The 13,753-nt window shown below is 72.8% G+C and carries 10 protein-coding genes; 3 read left to right on the top strand and 7 right to left on the bottom strand.

The genetic code is table 11. The annotated features are described in order from the left end of the window. Positions 1-43: 43 nt before the first annotated feature. Positions 44-1,228 (top strand): MarP family serine protease, encoded by a 1,185-nt coding sequence (locus tag ACIRRH_RS08615; protein WP_403063580.1) that lies wholly within the window; start codon positions 44-46, stop codon positions 1,226-1,228. A gap of 204 nt (positions 1,229-1,432) precedes the next feature. Then, the gene (locus ACIRRH_RS08610) at positions 1,433-2,131 is read left to right on the top strand and encodes a metal-dependent hydrolase (protein ID WP_403063577.1); all 699 of its coding nucleotides are present in this window, start codon (positions 1,433-1,435) and stop codon (positions 2,129-2,131) included. Positions 2,132-2,182: 51 nt separating this feature from the next. On the opposite strand, the gene ACIRRH_RS08605 is transcribed toward ACIRRH_RS08610, so the two are convergent. The 7 genes from ACIRRH_RS08605 to ACIRRH_RS08575 form a co-directional block, all read right to left on the bottom strand. Next, positions 2,183-2,392, bottom strand: a complete 210-nt coding sequence (locus ACIRRH_RS08605) for a hypothetical protein (RefSeq protein ID WP_159028462.1) — start codon at positions 2,390-2,392, stop codon at positions 2,183-2,185. A 155-nt stretch (positions 2,393-2,547) separates the two neighbouring features. After that, entirely contained in the window at positions 2,548-3,639 is a 1,092-nt protein-coding gene (locus ACIRRH_RS08600; protein WP_403063574.1) for an alpha/beta fold hydrolase, read from the bottom strand. 170 nt (positions 3,640-3,809) lie between these two features. Further along, positions 3,810-4,286 carry a phage holin family protein gene (locus ACIRRH_RS08595; protein WP_224280147.1) on the bottom strand — a complete coding sequence of 159 codons (477 nt, stop codon included), beginning with the start codon at positions 4,284-4,286 and terminating at the stop codon, positions 3,810-3,812. 257 nt (positions 4,287-4,543) lie between these two features. Then, entirely contained in the window at positions 4,544-5,980 is a 1,437-nt protein-coding gene (nhaA, locus tag ACIRRH_RS08590) for a Na+/H+ antiporter NhaA (RefSeq protein WP_403063571.1), read from the bottom strand. 356 nt (positions 5,981-6,336) lie between these two features. Continuing rightward, on the bottom strand, positions 6,337-8,295 hold the full coding sequence (gene acs, locus ACIRRH_RS08585; protein WP_403063568.1) for an acetate--CoA ligase: 1,959 nt from the start codon (positions 8,293-8,295) through the stop codon (positions 6,337-6,339). Between the two features lie 242 nt (positions 8,296-8,537). Next, a complete protein-coding gene (locus tag ACIRRH_RS08580; RefSeq protein WP_403063566.1) occupies positions 8,538-10,970 on the bottom strand; it encodes a SulP family inorganic anion transporter in 2,433 nt (810 codons plus the stop codon). A gap of 460 nt (positions 10,971-11,430) precedes the next feature. Next, positions 11,431-12,438, bottom strand: coding sequence for an ATP-binding protein (locus ACIRRH_RS08575; RefSeq protein WP_403063564.1), 1,008 nt, complete (start codon positions 12,436-12,438; stop codon positions 11,431-11,433). 218 nt (positions 12,439-12,656) lie between these two features. On the opposite strand from ACIRRH_RS08575, the gene ACIRRH_RS08570 reads away from it, so the two are divergent. Continuing rightward, positions 12,657-13,547, top strand: a complete 891-nt coding sequence (locus tag ACIRRH_RS08570; protein ID WP_403063561.1) for an oxidoreductase — start codon at positions 12,657-12,659, stop codon at positions 13,545-13,547. The last annotated feature ends 206 nt before the right edge of the window (positions 13,548-13,753 follow it).

The following is a 13,753-nucleotide window of genomic DNA, read 5'->3' as shown; positions in this document are numbered from 1 at the left end:
ACCGGCGGCGTGTCCGGCGCGCGGGCCGTGGGAGGGTGTCCGAGTGAACGTCCTGGATGTGCTGCTGATCGCCGCGGCCGTGGCATTCGCCGTGTCGGGCTACCGGCAGGGCTTCGTGGTCGGCGTGCTCTCACTGGTCGGGTTCCTCGGTGGCGGCCTGCTCGCCGTCGAGCTGCTGCCGCTGCTGCTCGACCACATCGGCCCCGGCACGACGGCCTCGGTGGTGGCCGTCGTGGTGGTGATCGTCCTCGCCGCGATCGGCCAGGCGATCACCGCGCACTTCGGCTGGAAGCTGCGCGGGCACATCGGGCGCCGCCCGGCCAGGGTGCTGGACGCGACCGGCGGGGCGGTGGTGAACGTCGTCTCGATGCTGCTGGTGGCCTGGCTGATCGGTTCGGCGCTGGCCGGGGCGTCACTCCCGACGGTCTCCAAGCAGGTCCGCTCCTCGGCGATCCTCGGCGAGGTGCAGGACGCGCTGCCCGACGACGCGCCGAACTGGTTCTCGGACTTCTCCAAGGTGCTCGCCCGCAACGGCTTCCCGCAGGTCTTCAACCCCTTCGAGCACGAGCCGATCACCCAGGTCGACACCCCCGACCCCGCGCTGGCCGCCAGCCCGGCGGTGGCGCGGGCCCGGCAGAGCCTGGTCAAGGTGGTCGGCACGGCGACCTCCTGCGGCAAGACCCTGGAGGGCAGCGGTTTCGTCTTCGCCCCGCACCGGGTGATGACCAACGCCCACGTGGTCGGCGGGGTCAACGAGCCGACCGTGCAGATCGGCGGTGTCGGCCAGCTGTACGACGCGACGGTGGTCCGCTACGACTGGCAGCGCGACATCGCCGTCCTGGACGTGCCCAAGCTGAACGCGCCGGCACTGTCCTTCGCGGGCGAGGCGAAGACCAACGACAGCGCGATCGTGGCCGGCTTCCCGGAGAACGGCGCCTTCAACGTCCAGCCGGCCCGCATCCGCGGCCGGATCCAGGCCAACGGGCCGGACATCTACCACCGCGGCCAGGTGGTCCGCGACGTCTACTCGGTGCGCTCGGTGGTCCGGCAGGGCAACAGCGGCGGCCCGCTGCTCACCCCGGACGGCGAGGTGTACGGCGTGGTCTTCGCCAAGTCCCTGGACAGCGGGGACACCGGCTACGTGCTGACCGCGGCCGAGGTGCGCGAGGACGCCGTGCAGGGCGGCGCCGCGACCGCCCGGGTGGACACCCAGGGCTGCGCGCTCTGACCGGGCCCGGCCGGAAGCCGCTCCGGGGCGTTCCGGGGACGCCCGGGACTGCCGGGCGGCGGCGGAATCGGGCGCGCCGGGCCGGACCGTCCGATATCCGTCGCCCCGTCAGGTGGCACTGGTAGCCTCGGCCGCGCTCACCCGTTCGGCTCAACCGGGCGCCGTCCCGGAGTGGGCCCGACGGGAGGTCGTGGCAGTCCGATGATGGGTCACTCGCATGCGGTGAGCGGGGCGATGCTGTACGCGGCCTCGGCTCCGTTCCTGCCCCCGCTGCTGCTGCACACCACCCTGCAGCCGGCGGACATACTGATGGGCACGGTGCTGTGCGCGGGCGCGGCCCTGCTGCCGGACCTCGACCACCACGACGGCTCGATCGCCAACTTCCTCGGCCCGGTCTCCAAGGTGCTCTGCCGCTTCGTGGCCTGGGTCTCCGGCGGTCACCGGCACGCCACCCACTCGCTGCTGTTCGTCGCGCTGATGGGCGGTGGCACCTGGGCCGGGGTCACCTTCCTCGGGCGCAACTTCACCCTGGGGCTGACCTTCTTCCTGCTGGCGCTCGCGATCCGGGCCCTGCGGCTCTGCCCGCCGGGCGACGGCCCGGAGGCGTGGATCACCGTCATCGGCCTGGCCGCGCTCGGCACCTTCGGGATGAACACCTGGATGCCCAACTCGCCCGGCTGGCTGCCGTACGCGGTGGCGCTGGGCACGCTGGCGCACCTGCTCGGCGACTGCCTGACCAAGAAGGGCGCGCCGCTGCTCTGGCCGCACAAGGAGCGCTACGAGATCGTGCTGATCAAGCGCAGCGGCAACAGCGTCGAGACCAAGGTGCTGGTGCCGATCATGTCGCTGGCGACCTTCGTCCTGCTCTGGTTCACCGCGCTGTCGCCGACGATCGTGAACTGAGCGGGGTGCGGGGTGCCCGGCACCCCGGCCGAGGTGGCGCGGCGCGAGGCCTCAGGTCTCGCGCCGCAGTCGTGCGCCCACCCAGCGGGCGCGCCGACCGAGGATGCGTGGGATGCCGAGCTGCCGCCGCTCCGTGCGCTGACGGCCGTCGGGGCCGTCGAAGCCGAGGTCGTCCGCCCGGTCGGGCCGGTGGGCGGAGCGCTGGGGGCTGTTGTGACGTCGGCCGCGCGGGGCGCCGCCGCTTTCGGGCATCCAACTCATACCGGAAGGGATGCCCCTGGGCCGGTGGAGGTAACCGCCCGGGCTTCACCGAAATTGGCCTATGCGGTTGTCATATGAACGCCAAGACAAGGGAGTTGGGTCCAAGGGCCCTTCCGGTCGACCGCACGTACGGCCGCGTCGGGTTCCGTACGACGTCACTCCTTGTGGCGGCCGACCCAGTCCAGCAGCTCGGCGGTGAACTCCTCCGGCGCCTCCTCGTGCGGGAAGTGCCCGACCCCCGGCAGCAGCCGCCAGCGGTACGGCGCCGCCACGTACTCGCCGCCGCCGAGCGCGGTGTGCGACAGCAGCACCGGGTCCGCCGCGCCCTGGACGTGCAGGGTCGGCGCGGTGATCGGCTTCTTCATCCGCCGGGCGAACTGGATGCCGTCCGGCCGGGCCATCGAGCGCAGCAGCCAGCGGTACGGCTCGATCGAGCAGTGCGCCGTGCTGGGGATCTGGATCGCCTGCCGGTACGCGTGCACCGCGGCCTCGTCCAGGCCGTTCGGGCCGGTCCAGGAGGTCAGGTAGCGGCCGACCAGCTCGGCGTCGTCGGCCACCAGGCGCCGTTCCGGTATCCACGGTCGCTGGAAGCCCAGCACGTGCTCGAAGGCGGCGAACTGCCGGCGGTCGGTCAGCAGCGCCCGGCGCAGGTCCCTCGGGTGCGCGGCGGAGACCACGGTCAGGCTCTGGATGACGGACGGTCGCATCACCGCGGCCACCCAGGCCAGGGTGCCGCCGGAGGCGTGCCCGACCAGGTGCGCCCGGCGCTCGCCGAGCGAGCGGATCACCCCGGTGATGTCCAGGGCGAGGTTGCCGGGGTCGTACCCGCGCGGGGTGCGGTCGCTGCCGCCGATGCCGCGCAGGTCGAGCGCCACCGCCCGGTAGCCGGCCTTGGCGAGCGCGGTCAGCTGGTGGCGCCAGGCCCACCAGTACTCGGGCCAGCCGTGCACCAGCAGCACCAGCGGGCCGGAGCCGAGCTCGGCGATGTGGAACCGGGCGCCGTTGGCCGCGAGGTCGCGGTGCGTCCACGGGCCGGCCTGCCGGACGCTCCAGGCCTCGCCGCCCGTCGCCGGGGCTCCGGCGGAGGCCGCTTCGACGGGTTCCCGTTCGGGCTCCCGCGCGGGCGCCAGGCCGGTGCCCTCGGGGGCGGTGCCGGGTCCTTCGGGACCGGCAGGGCCTTCGGGAGTGAGTCCGGCACCGGAGTCGGCGGACGGCTGCGCGGGCACGGGCTTCTGGTCAAGCGGCATACCGAGAGCGTGTCACATCCGCGCGCCGGACACGTGCCCGGCACTCGTTGTCGGCGGGTCCGTGCCCGCCGAATCGGGGCCGTCCCGGTCGCCGTCCCCCCGCCGCCGGGGCCGGTGGCCGGGGTTGGTCGCCGGGGTTGGTCGCCGGAGCCCCGCCGACGCCGGGCCGGTTACGGGATGCGGCCGAAGGCCCGGTCGATCTCCTCCTGGGTGGCCGGGCGCGGCCGGGCGTTCTTCAGCACGTCGGCGGTCTTCTGGGCGCCCTCGATGGTGCGGACCGGCTTCTCGATCTTCTTGAACGAGCGCCAGGCCAGCATCCCGAGCAGCACCGCGAGCAGCAGGTAGGCGCCCGCCACGACCAGGAAGGACCAGCCCAGCGACAGGCCCAGCGCGTGGATGCCGAAGGCCGCCGCGGCGCTCAGCATCGGGATGGAGAACAGCGCCACCACGCCGGCGACGATCAGCGAGACACCGCCGGAGACGCCGCGCTTGACGTCCGCCCGGATCTCGGCCTTGGCGAGCGCGATCTCGTCGTGGACCAGTGCGGACAGATCGGCGGTGGCCGCCGAGAACAGCTGCCCCACCGAACGCTCGCCCTCGTAGGGCGCCCGGCCGTTGCTGGACGGGTCTGCGGCTCCTGCGGGCATCAGCGGTTCTCCTCTGCGGCTGTGCGGCGTGACGCCGCCGCGGGTGTGCGGTTCCGGGGGCCGTGGGGGTTCCGGAGGCGTCTGTGGGTTGTCGACAGCTCAGAATCATGCCCCTACCGGTCAGTCGGACACCACTCCGGGGCCCCGCCGGGGGGACGTGTCCCGGTGGCCGGAGCCCTCCGGGCGCCTCCGCCGGGGCCCGCCGGGCGTCACTGCCGGGGCCCTTCGGCGCCTCCCGGGGGGCGTTCCGGGGCGCCTCAGCCGGGTTGTCCCGACCGGCCCTGGTGACCGGAGCCGGAGCCGGGGTTGGGGTCGGGGTCGAGGTCGGGGTCGTGTTCCCCGCCGGCCGTCGGGCGGGCCGGCTCGCCGACCCTCGCCCGCCAGGCCGGATCGTCCTCCTGGTAGACGTCCGGGATGCCGTCCCCGTCCACGTCCCGGTCCTCTTCCTCGCACAGCTCGCGGTAGTGCCGGTTGCGCAGCTTCAGCAGGACCGTGGCGACCGCCGCGGCGAGCACCGAACCGACCAGTACGGCCGTCTTGGCCCGGGCGGCGAGCGCCGGGTCGTTCGGGAAGGCCAGTTCACTGATCAGCAGCGAGACGGTGAAACCTATGCCCGCGAGCACCGAGACCGCGACCATGTCGGCCCACTTGAGCCGCGGGTTCAGCTCGGCCCTGGTGAACCGGGCGGTCAGCCAGGCGCCGCCGAACACGCCCACCGACTTGCCGACCAGCAGGCCGATCACGATGCCGATCGGGGCGGCCTGGGTGAACACCTCGCGCAGCTTCGGACCGGAGATCGCCACCCCGGCCGAGAACAGCGCGAACAGCGGGACGGCCAGGCCGGCCGAGAACGGGCGGACCAGGTGCTCGATGTGCTCGCCGGGGGAGTGCTGCTCGTCGCCCTCCCGGTGGCAGCGCAGCATCAGGCCCATCGCGACGCCCGCCACCGTGGCGTGGATGCCGCTCTCGTGCATCAGCGCCCAGGTCACGACGGCCAGCGGGACGAAGAGGTACCAGCCGTGGATGCCGCGCCGGTGCAGGAACCAGAACAGCACCAGCCCGGCGAAGGCGAGGCCGAGCGCCCAGAACTTGATGCCGTGGCTGTAGAAGATCGCGATGATCAGGATCGCGATCAGGTCGTCGACCACCGCCAGGGTGAGCAGGAAGGCACGCAGCGGGGACGGCAGGTGGCTGCCGACCACGGCCAGCACACCGAGCGCGAAGGCGATGTCGGTGGCGGTCGGGATCGCCCAGCCACCGAGGTGCCCGCCGCTGCCCGAGTTCACCAGGGCGAAGAGGATCGCGGGCAGCGCCACCCCGCAGACGGCGGCGACCACGGGCAGCAACGCGGCACTGGGCGTGCGCAGCTCACCCGCGACGAACTCGCGCTTGAGCTCGATCCCGGCGACGAAGAAGAAGACCGTCAGCAGGCCGTCCTTGGCCCAGGTGGCCAGGGAGAGGTCGAGGTGGAGCGGGGTGGAGGGGCCGATGGTGTAGTCGAGCACGCTCTGGTAGGCGTGCGGCCAGACATTGGCCCAGATCAGCGCGATGACGGCGGCGCCCAGCAGCAGCATGCCGCCGACCGTCTCGGTACGCAGGGCGTCGGTGATGAAGGTGCGCTCGGGCAGTGACAGCCGGCCGAGGAGTTGCCGGCGGCGGGTCGTCGGCTCGTGGACGGGCGGCTGATCGGTCACGTGGGACCTCCTGGGGCTGGGAGCGGCAACGGATGCACGGGTGGTGCAGTTGCCGACCAGACTTCCCGGCGCGCCCTGTGACGCCCACGATTCCCGTCAAGGGCCTTGATGCGTCCTTAATAGTCTAGCGGGACGTTCGGGTGACATCCGGATTGTCTTATCCAAGGACTTAAGCCCTGCAGGCTGGTTCTGCACTCCGGAGGAGCAGAGCGAGGCACCCGAGCGGCGGCCCGGCACTCGAGCGGCGGCCCGGAACCCGGATGGTGCTGACGAGACGGCTGTGCCCCGGGCGGTGGTCGCCGCCCGGGGCACAGCCGTCGTCTCAGTGGGGCTCAGCCGTCACCGGCTCGGTGGTTTCAGCCGTTGCCGTTGTCCGAGGACGGCAGCTGGGCCTGGATCTGGCTCATCACCGTGCTGTCGGCCAGGGTGGTGGTGTCGCCGACCTCGCGGCCCTCGGCGATGTCGCGCAGCAGGCGGCGCATGATCTTGCCGGAGCGGGTCTTCGGCAGCTCGCCGACCACCTTGATCTGCTTCGGCTTGGCGATCGGGCCGAGCGTGCGGCCGACGTGCGCCCGCAGCTCCTCGACCAGCTCGGGGCTCTCGGTGACGCCGCCGCGCAGGATCACGAAGGCGACGATGGCCTGGCCGGTGGTGGCGTCGGTTGCGCCGACCACGGCGGACTCGGCCACGGACGGGTGGCTGACCAGGGCCGACTCGACCTCGGTGGTGGAGATGTTGTGGCCCGAGACGAGCATGACGTCGTCCACCCGGCCGAGCAGCCAGATGTCCCCGTCCTCGTCCTTCTTGGCGCCGTCACCGGCGAAGTAGCGGCCCTCGAAGCGCGACCAGTAGGTGTCGACGTAACGCTGGTCGTCGCCCCAGATGGTGCGGAGCATGGACGGCCACGGCTCGGTGAGCACCAGGTAGCCGCCGGAGCCGTTCGGCACCTCGACGGCGTTGTCGTCCACCACGGTGGCCGCGATGCCCGGCAGGGCGCGCTGGGCCGAGCCCGGCTTGGTCTCGGTGACGCCCGGCAGCGGGCTGATCATGATGGCGCCGGTCTCGGTCTGCCACCAGGTGTCCACGATCGGGGCCTTGCCGGCGCCGATGTGCTCGCGGTACCAGATCCAGGCCTCGGGGTTGATCGGCTCGCCGACGCTGCCCAGCACCCGCAGCGAGGACAGGTCGAACTTCGCGGGGATGTCGCCGCCCCACTTCATGAAGGTGCGGATCGCGGTCGGCGCGGTGTAGAGGATGGTCACGCCGTACTTCTGGACGATCTCCCAGAACCGGCCCTGGTGCGGGGTGTCCGGGGTGCCTTCGTAGATGACCTGGGTGGCGCCGTTGGAGAGCGGGCCGTAGACGATGTACGAGTGGCCGGTGACCCAGCCGATGTCGGCGGTGCACCAGTAGACGTCGGTCTCCGGCTTGAGGTCGAAGACCGCGTGGTGGGTGTAGCTGACCTGGGTGAGGTAGCCGCCCGAGGTGTGCAGGATGCCCTTGGGCTTACCGGTGGTGCCCGAGGTGTAGAGGATGAACAGCGGGTGCTCGGCGTCGTGCGCCTCGGGGGTGTGCTCGGTGGACTGGCGCGCGGTGATCTCGTGCCACCAGACGTCGCGGCCCTCGGTCCACGGGATGTCCTGCCCGGTGCGGCGGACCACCAGGACGTGCTCGACGCCGTCGACCTTGGTGAGCGCCTCGTCGATGGCCGGCTTGAGGGCGGAGGGCTTGCCGCGGCGGTAGCCGCCGTCGGCGGTGATGACGAGCTTGGCCTGGGCGTCCTGGATGCGGGAGGCGACGGCGTCGGAGGAGAAGCCGCCGAAGACCACCGAGTGGGTGGCGCCGATCCGGGCGCAGGCGAGCATCGCGACGACCGCCTCGGCGATCATCGGCAGGTAGACGGCGACCCGGTCGCCCTTGCGGACACCGAGCTCCAGCAGCGCGTTGGCGGCCTGCGAGACCTCGTCCTTGAGCTGGGCGTAGGTGATCGAGCGGCCGTCGCCGGGCTCGCCCTCGAAGTGGATGGCGACCCGGTCGCCCAGGCCGTTCTCCACGTGGCGGTCGACGCAGTTGTACGCGACATTGAGCTTGCCGTCGGCGAACCACTTGGCGAAGGGAGGGTTGGACCAGTCGAGGGTCTCGGTCGGCTCGACGGCCCAGGTGAGGCGACGGGCCTGCTCGGCCCAGAATCCCAGACGGTCCTCGGAGGCCTGCGCGTACGCGGCCGCGGTGACGTTGGCGGCTGCGGCGAGCTCTGCCGGCGGGGCGAAGCGCCGCTCCTCCTTGAGCAGGTTGGCCAGGCTCTCGTTGCTCAACGCGCACTCCTCATCGAGTCATGATCGGGGGCGATCCCGTGCGTGGGGATTGTCCCGTGTGTCCCAGCGCACAGCTCACCAGGCGAACGGGGCAGTTGACAAGAGGCTCCTGGGAATTGGTGTAGACCTTTGACCGGCAGTCGTCCTGCCTCGCGCATGGTTCGCCGCGGAGGACCGCAAGACCGTGCGAGGGTCGGTGGGCCCGCGCCCCGGCCCGCCCGGCGGGGACGCGGGCCCGGCTCTCAGGCGGCCAGCCCGGGGCCCTCCTCGCCGCCCTCGACCGGAACGCGATCATCCACATTCACCCGTTCGGCCGATGCTGTGTTCGGTCGGACATCGGGGCCGGTTCCGATGGGGTCCTCGGTGTGGCGTTCGATTCCGGTCGTGCGCTTCCCGGCGCGGGCCTCGACCGGGCTGAACGTCCCGGCGGCCCGGTCCAGGACGTAGGCCTGGGCCGTCGCGAAGTCGAAGTACATCCCGACCAGCCGCAGGGTGCCCTCCTCGACGCGGCGTTCCACCGCCGGGTTCGCCATCAACTGGTCCAGCTGCTGGACCACGTTGGTGATGCAGAGCTGCTCCACGACGTCCACCGCGGGCCGGGCGGCGAACTCCGCCGGGACCCGCCGGAGCCGGTCCAGCGAGCCGCGGCCGTTGCGCAGCCAGCGGGCCAGTGGGGTCGGCGGCCCGGGGTGCTCGTGCACGCCGTCCAGCAGGGCCTTCATCGCGCCGCAGCCGGAGTGGCCGCAGACCGTGATCGAGCGCACCTCCAGCACCTCGACCGCGTACTGCACCGCGGCGGCCACCGAGTCGTCCGCCGCTCCGGGTTCGTGCGGGGCCGGCACCAGGTTGCCCACGTTGCGCACGGTGAACAGGTCGCCTGGACCGCTGTTGGTGATCATGCTGGTGACCATCCGGGAGTCCGCGCAGGTCAGGAAGAGCTGGGAGGGCGTCTGTCCCTCCCGTGCCAGCCGGGCGAGCTCCGGCCGGATCAGCGGGGCGGTGTGCAGCTGGAACACCCGGACGCCGTCCAGCAGCCGGCCGTGCGGGTCCTCCTGCTGCTCGATGCAGTGGTGGCCGACCCAGGGCGTCCAGGCCCGGCAGCGGTGCGGGCCCGGTGAACTGCCCGCGCGCACGGTGCCGTCCGGGTCGAGCACCTCGTCGTCCTGTCGCCGCGTCACCATCGAGACCCGGCCGCCCGCGTTCTGGTGCCCTGCCCGCCAGGTGTGCAGCGTCTCGTACGCGGCGTGGTCCAGGAAGGAACCGTCGTGGATCATGGTGACCTCGGCCCCGGCCGGGATGCCGGCCAGCGCCCGGCTGAGCCGGGGCACGGTGGTGAAGGTGAGCGGGCCGTGCGTCTGGACGGTGACCGTGCCGTCGGGGCCGGTCCCGACGTCCACGTGGGCGCGGGTCAGCCGGTAGAGGGCGAGCAGTATGGCGGTGCCGGCGCCGATCGCGACGCCCCACAGCACGCCGCCGGCCACCACGCCGAGCACGGTGATCAGGTAGACGGGGAACTCGCGGTGCCGGTGCACCTTGCGGATGTGCGCGAAGCTCACCATCTGCAGTCCGACCACCAGCACCAGCGCGGCGAGCGCGGCCAGCGGGATCCGGCGCAGCCCGCCGGTCAGCGCCAGTGCGGCGGTCAGCACCCAGACGCCGTGCAGCACCGAGGCCCACCTGGTCCGGCCGCCGGCCCGAACGTTGGCGGTGCTGCGGACCGCGCCCCCGGCGACCGGCAGCCCGCCAACCAGTCCGCTCACCAGGTTGGCGAGGCCCTGGCCGCGCAGTTCGCGGTCGAGGTCGCCGGTGCGGCGGGACATCCGGTCGATCGCGACGGCGGACAGCAGCGACTCCACGCTGGCGACGGCGGTGACGGTGAGGACGGCGGCGAGCAGTCCGAGGACCGGGCCGTGCGGCAGCGCGGGCAGGAGCGTCTGCGGCCGCCAGACGGGCAGTTCGATGTGGGCGAGCCGCAGGTCCAGGGCGAACACGAGGGCGGTGGCCAGCGCGACACCGGCCAGAGGGCCGGGCACCTTGGCCAGCCGGGCGCCGAACTCGCCCGCGCGGCACGGCAGTCGGCCGAGCCGGGGCCAGCCGACCAGGACGGCCACGGTCACCGCGCCGGCCAGCAGCGCGGGTGGGTGCGCGCCGGCCAACTGCCCCGGCAGGGTGAGGACGTCGGCGATCGCGGAGCTCTGCGGCGAGCCGCCGAGGACGACGTGCAGCTGTGCGATGGCGATGGTGATTCCGACTCCGGCCAGCATGCCGTGCACGATCGCGGGCGAGACGGCGAGTGCGGTGCGGGCCACCCGGCGTGCGCCGAGCAGGAGTTGGATCAGGCCGGCGGCGACGGTGATGGCACAGGTGGCCTGCCAGCCGTACTGGGCGATCAGTCCGGCGGTGATCACCGTCAGCGCCGCCGAGGGGCCGCTGACCTGGAGCGGTGTGCCGCCGAACAGCCCGACCACAATCCCGCCCACGGCCGCGGCGGCCAGACCGGCGGTGAGTGGGGCGCCGGTGGCGAGAGCGATGCCGAGGGAGAACGGCACGGCGATCAGGGAGACCACGAGGGACGCGGAGAGGTCGTGCGCCCACCGGGTCCGGGGGCCCGGGCCCGGCGGCGCGTGGTCGGTGGTGTCGGAGGCGGTGGGGGCGCTGGAGATGTCGAGGGTCATGGTCTTCCCGTCTGTCCGGGGGAACGAACGCAGTCAGGTCCGGCGGTGAATCCGGGGTGGGGCTCCGGGGCGGATCGGCTGTCGTGGGTCGCGACGGTGTGGCGGGATGGCGTGGGCGCGGCGGGGGAGTGCGGGTGTCACCGGCCGGCGTTGACCATCAGGCCCGCCAGGGCTCCGGGCGAGGTGCGGGACGTCTCACCGGGGGCCGCCGAGCGAACCATCAAGACTCGGTAAACCGAGGGTAATGAAAGCTTTGCACAGCGTGGTTCCGGGAGGGAAGCGGAAAACTCCCTGATTCACCCCATTGGGTGGTGGTCGAACGGTCGGGAATCTGCTGGTCGCAGCGGCTGGGGCGGGGCCGGCGGCCGGGGTGGTCCGGCCGGGGGGTGGAACGCCGAACGGGCCGCGGCCTCCCCGGGGTGGGGGGAGGCCGCGGCCCGTTCGGCTGCGGTGGTGCGGGTCAGACGTGGGCGCCCGCCGGGGCCGTGCGCTCGCCGTCGTCCGCGAACCTGCCCAGGACGAAGTCCTCGTCCACCTGGGTCGCGAGGTCGATGCCGACCTTGGCGTTGGCCCAGCTCTCCGCGTTGCGGCGGTGGAAGAGCGCCGCCTGCTCGGTGTAGCGGCGCGCGTCCCGCCGCCCGTACGCCGCGTCGGCCTCGATCCGCAGCTCCTCCAGCACCGCCCGGTTGGCCGGCTCCAGGGACTTCAGCGGCGGTTCGGCGCCCTGCTCCAGGCGGCGCACCCAGTCCGACTGCCCGAAGGTGATGAGCAGGTCGTCGCCGACCTCGCGGCGCAGGAAGGCCAGGTCGTCCGGGCCCTGCACCTTGTTGCCGACCACCCGCAGCTGCACGCCGAAGTCGCGGGCGTAGTCCCGGTACTGGCGGTAGACGGAGACGCCCTTGCGGGTCGGCTCGGCGACCAGGAAGGTCAGGTCGAAGCGGGTGAACAGACCGGAGGCGAAGGAGTCCGAGCCGGCGGTCATGTCGGTCACCAGGTACTCGCCCGGCCCGTCCAGCAGATGGTTGAGCAGCAGCTCCACCGCGCCGACCTTGGAGTGGTAGCAGGCCACCCCGAGGTCCTCCTCGGCGAATGCGCCGGTCGCCAGCAGCCGGACCGAGCCCTCGTCCAGTGCGATCGGGCGGGCGCAGGAGGCGTAGACCGGGTTCTCCTCGACGATCCGCAGCAGTCGCGAACCGCGGCCGGGCGGCGTGGTTTTGATCATCTCGTCGGAGGAGCGGATCAGCGGGTTGCTGCCGCGCAGGTACTCCTTGATCTCCGGCAGGTGTCCGCCCAGCGAGGGCAGCTCGGCGGACTGAGCGTCCGTCAGCCCCAGGGCCGGGCCCAGGTGCTGGTTGATGTCGGCGTCCACGGCGATGACCGGTCGGCCCATGGCGGCCAGGTGGCGGATGAACAGTGCGGACAGCGTGGTCTTCCCACTGCCGCCCTTGCCGACGAAGGCGATCTTCATCTGGGGACTCCGGCTCTCGCTCAGGGCCCTCGCTGCGGGCCGCCTGTCCAGGGGTCGCGCACGACGCGTTCCCTAGTTGGAAATCGTTATCGTCTCCGATAGCGGCCATGCTAGCCGTGGTTTGGGTTTCGCCGGGAGAGGGAAGTGAGGATTGCCTCTAATGGGTGATGCGGGGTTGCTGTTCCGGGAGGGGTGCCTCGTTCATTACTCTCGGGTAGGTGAGCACTGGAACTGATCCCCTCGCCCCACTGGCCCAGCTTCCCGGGGTGCCCGACGCGGTGGCCGAGGTGCGCAAGGCCGTCGACCGGCTCTACGGCCACCGGGTGATGCGCCGCCGCGCGGCCGAGGTCACCTCCGAGTCCGCGCTGCGCGGCGCCCGCGCGTCGGCCGCCCTGGCAGGGGCCGACTGGCCACTGGAGGAGGTCCGCCGCCGCAGCGACTTCGGCGCGGATCCCGAGGCCCGCACGGTCGGCGCGGCCCTGCGGATCGCCGCCGAGGCCGGTCAGCTGCTCAGCATCTGGCGGCACTCGCCGCTCCAGGTGCTGGCTCGGCTGCACCTGCTCGCGGTCGGCGACGGCGATCCGGCCGCCGGTCGCCCGCGGCGGGCCGGGGAGGGCGCCGATGAGCTGTTCCCGCTGGAGCTGAAGCCGGTGGAGAGCGTCGAGGTCGACACCGTGGGCGGGCCGCTGCCCGTGCTGCCGCCCGCTCCGGGCGCGGAGGAGGTCGCGGCCCGGCTCGACCAGCTCTCCCGGCTGCTGGTGGCCCGCGCGGAGGGGCAGGGCGTGGGCACGCCGGCCCTCGTCGTGGCCTCGGTGGTGCACGGCGAACTGCTCGCGCTGCGGCCGTTCGGCGCCCACAACGGGGTGATCGCGCGGGCCGCCCAGCGGATCGTGCTGATCGCCGAGGGTCTCGACCCGAAGTCGATCTGCCCGGCCGAGGTCGGCCTGGCGGAGCTCGGCACGGCCGCCTACCGCCGGGCCCTGGCCGGCTACCTGGCGGGCACCCCCGAGGGGATGGCGGCCTGGATCGCGCACTGCGGCCGGGCGCTGCGGCTCGGCGTGCGGGAGAGCACGGCGGTCTGCGAGGCGATGCAGCGCGGGATGGTCTGAGCGGCCGGACCAGGGCGGCGCGCGGACACGAAGATGCGGCGGCACCTGATCCTGCTGGGTGCCGCCGCTGGTGCAGATACCGGGTGACCATGCATGCACCGGAAGTGCCGATCAGACGGGGATCCTGCCCGTTCGTCTGGTCCGGCGGCCCGACAGCGGGTCGGCTGCATGTGGGTGCCCGGTTATCTGTACGTGCGGTCCGTGGG

Origin of the sequence: Kitasatospora sp. NPDC101235, assembly GCF_044767505.1 — a bacterium.
Classification (GTDB): Bacteria; Actinomycetota; Actinomycetes; order Streptomycetales; family Streptomycetaceae; genus Kitasatospora.
The sequence above is the reverse complement of the archived record's forward strand: the minus strand, read 5'-3'. Positions and strand labels throughout refer to the sequence as shown.

Coding starts and splice junctions, on each gene's coding strand:
- ACIRRH_RS08575 (WP_403063564.1), bottom strand. CDS start 12,438: ATGAAGATCGCCTTCGTCGGCAAGGGCGGCAGTGGGAAGACCACGCTG.
- ACIRRH_RS08595 (WP_224280147.1), bottom strand. CDS start 4,286: ATGCCCGCAGGAGCCGCAGACCCGTCCAGCAACGGCCGGGCGCCCTAC.
- ACIRRH_RS08600 (WP_403063574.1), bottom strand. CDS start 3,639: ATGCCGCTTGACCAGAAGCCCGTGCCCGCGCAGCCGTCCGCCGACTCC.
- ACIRRH_RS08605 (WP_159028462.1), bottom strand. CDS start 2,392: ATGAGTTGGATGCCCGAAAGCGGCGGCGCCCCGCGCGGCCGACGTCAC.
- ACIRRH_RS08610 (WP_403063577.1), top strand. CDS start 1,433: ATGGGTCACTCGCATGCGGTGAGCGGGGCGATGCTGTACGCGGCCTCG.
- ACIRRH_RS08580 (WP_403063566.1), bottom strand. CDS start 10,970: ATGACCCTCGACATCTCCAGCGCCCCCACCGCCTCCGACACCACCGAC.